Source organism: Nitrococcus sp., assembly GCF_059432795.1.
This window is the reverse complement of the sequence record NZ_JBXWZQ010000221.1, coordinates 1-3138: the sequence shown is the minus strand read 5'-3', so window position 1 is coordinate 3138 and position 3138 is coordinate 1. Positions and strand designations below refer to the sequence as shown.

Here is a 3138-nt window from a genome sequence, read left to right as displayed (position 1 = left end):
GCACCATGGTATTCATCACCTGACCATGGTCCTCACGGGTAACCTTGCCGATGACGTGCTGCTTGAGGCGCGAGAGTGAGCCGAAGGGGTCGACAAGCCCCCCATGTAGATAGAACTGCCCTTCTGTGATATACCCCGTGTTATCCGGCACCGGGTGAGTGATGTCGTCACCCGGCATGGTGGTCACCGAAAGGATGGTGACCGAACCGGCGCCCTTGAAGTCGCAGGCCTTCTCGTAGCGCCGCGCCAGCTGGGTATAGAGATCACCCATGTAACCCCGATTCGAGGGTACCCGCTCCAAGCTGATCCCCACTTCCTTGAGGGCGTCCGCGAAGGCTGTCATGTCCGTGAGCAGCACCAGCACCTGCCGCCCCTCCTCAACCGCCAGGCGCTCGGCCACCGTCAGCGCCATGTCCGGGACCAACAGCCGCTCGATTACCGGGTCAGAGGCCTGATTAACAAACATGACCGTCCGCGCGAAGACACCGGCCTCCTCGAACTGCGTGCGAAAGAAGTGGTAATCGTCGAAGATCAGACCAAGGCCTCCGAAGATCACCGCATCAGCATCCGCCTGCACGGCGATGCGGGCCAATAGCGCGTTATAGGGCTCACCGGACACCGAGAAGATTGGAATCTTTTGGCTCTCCACCAAGGAGTTGAAGACGTCGATCATCGGCACACCCGTGCGGATCATCTTGCTCGGCATCACACGTCGCATTGGGTTCACCGTAGGGCCGCCGATAGGCACCTTGCGTTCCTGAGCGAGATCCGGCCCTATGTCCAGCGCCCGGCCCGTGCTGTCGAATACCCTGCCCATGATATTAGGCGAGCATGTCACCTCCATGGGCCGGCCGGTAAAGCGTACGCTGGCCGCGGTGGACAGACCCTCGGTGCCGCTGAAAACCTGAAGCGAGACCACCTCCTGGTCGATGCGGATAATCTGGGCGAGGGAGCGCTCACGCTCCCGGCTTTCGATGAATGCAAGATCATGCAAACGCGGGCGTACCCAGCCCTCGCCGATGTTCGGCACCCGCACTTGGAGGATATCGCCGATGATGGAGACGATTTGCGTGTACCGCGCAAGAGTCTGCGTCATCTCCCGATACCTCCACGCTTACGCCCGCGTCGACCCATGCTGGCGGTCAAGCCCCTATGCATTCTTTTGTCCCGGCGGCCCGGCTCGAGCCAACGAGTCTCCGGAAAGGCGGAGGCAGTTCAGTTCAGTTTAGTCTTGCCCGCTACGGCAAACCCAACAAACGATTGCGAAACACGCGCGGCCGTCTCTGTCTTATGTCAAGCTCAAGTGCGTCACATTCGATCGGGCGTCTACACCGGCTGATCTGGACCTCGCCTGACTCGCAGTTAAACTGGGACCTGGCCTTTAGCCGCGGACGGCGGCTGCGATGGAACCTCACTCGCAGTTTCGGGAACCCCTATGTGTCAAAAAATTGATGCGGCGGGTTGGCGGCGCTGTCGGCGAGCGATAGCGTCGAGCCTACCAGCAAATGCTCATAGGATGGATTTTTTCCTCTTCTTGTTCAGCATCTACGGTGCCAGAGAGACGTGTAGCGCCACAACCGACTCGTGACCGCTCTGGACGAACCGATGCGGTTTTACGAATGTCGTATTAGTTGACACATCGCGAACAAGGAAGCAAAGCAGTGAAAGCACTTGTCTACGAAGGGCCCGGCCAGCGCGCCTGGAAGGAGCGGGCGGAGCCCGCGATCAATAAACCTACGGATGCCGTGGTCCGGCTTACCCATACCACAATTTGCGGCACCGATCTGCACATCCTTAAAGGCGATGTACCAAGCGTGGAGCATGGCCGCATACTGGGTCACGAGGGCGTCGGCATTATCACGGAGGTTGGCGAGGGCGTAACCAATTTCAAGGCGGGCGATCGGGTCCTCATCTCTTGCATCACTTCTTGCGGCCGCTGTGATTTCTGCAAGCGTGGGATGTACGCGCATTGCCGGGACGGCGGCTGGATCCTCGGACATCTAATTGATGGAACCCAGGCCGAGTACGTACGTATTCCCCATGCGGACAACAGCCTGCACCCCCTACCACAGAGCCTCGATTCCGCTGCCGCTGTCATGCTCAGCGACATCCTCCCTACCGGCCACGAGATCGGTGCACTGTACGGCGAAGTGGGCCTAGGGGATACCGTAGCCATTGTTGGCGCCGGCCCCATTGGACTGGCGGCCTTGTTGACTTCGCGGTTTTACTCTCCCGCCCGGATCATCATGATTGACCCTGACGAGAATCGTCTGGCGATGGCCCGCAAGCTCGGAGCCACTGATATCGTGACTGATACCCCGCTGGAATCCGTCCGTTGGATCACCGCCGGTGAGGGGGTGGACGTCGCCATTGAAGCGGTTGGCATCCCGGAGACCTTCGATATATGTCAACGCATCGTACGGCCGGGCGGCCATGTTGCCAACGTCGGTGTCCACGGTCGCAGCGTCGAGCTTCACCTTGAGGATCTCTGGATCAAGAACGTCACCTTACGTACTGGGCTGGTAAACACAAACACCATCCCGGTCCTGATGCGGATTGTGCAGGCCGGCGGTCTTGAGCCGGCCACGCTGGTGACCCACCGATTCCCGCTCGGTGAGGTGGAGCACGCCTACCAGGTGTTCTCAAAGGCCGCGGTGGAGAAAGCCATCAAGATCCTACTGACAGCCGAGTGAGATAGTGGCGTGGTAGGAGTAAACCGCGCCTTCGGGAACGGGATCTGATTCGCGAGGGTCGCGCGGATTGCTGGCTCTTCGAAGTTGCCGGCGGCCGACGAGCCGGTGCCGACACAGCGAGCAGGCTGCCAACGCCGCGTCGTTGGTGCACTATGCTCCGGGAGGTAACGGCAACGCCGCTGCCGGCCGCGCCCTCCAAGCACTCGGTGCGCTATCCTCTCCCGCAAGGCATAAGCTCTGGTTCCGCCTTGCTCGGTCGTTAGGGTCGGCGCTTCATTCATCGGTTGACTCCGCCTGCCGATGCCGCAGCCACCGCTGCGGATCCGAGTTGAACTTGCGTCGGCAACTGTCCGTGCAGAAATGGTAGCGCCGCCTGCCAAAGTCGGTCTCGTACGGCGAGTCCGGGCGCACCTTCATTCCACAAACGGGGTCCGTGCGTACATCC

At 60.5% G+C, this 3138-nt stretch carries 3 protein-coding genes; 1 reads left to right on the top strand and 2 read right to left on the bottom strand.

Annotation, left to right across the window (positions count from 1 at the left end; all coding sequences use genetic code 11):
• A partial coding sequence (locus AC52Q4_RS15760; protein ID WP_495537750.1) for a V-type ATP synthase subunit B occupies positions 1-1096 on the bottom strand: 1096 nt, incomplete at its 3' end.
• Between the two features lie 565 nt (positions 1097-1661).
• Here AC52Q4_RS15760 and AC52Q4_RS15755 point away from each other — a divergent pair.
• A complete protein-coding gene (locus AC52Q4_RS15755; RefSeq protein ID WP_495537749.1) occupies positions 1662-2693 on the top strand; it encodes a zinc-dependent alcohol dehydrogenase family protein in 1032 nt (343 codons plus the stop codon).
• A gap of 273 nt (positions 2694-2966) precedes the next feature.
• Here the strand turns inward: AC52Q4_RS15755 and AC52Q4_RS15750 are convergent.
• Positions 2967-3138 (bottom strand): YHS domain-containing protein (locus AC52Q4_RS15750; protein ID WP_495537751.1); only part of this gene is annotated, 172 nt, incomplete at its 5' end.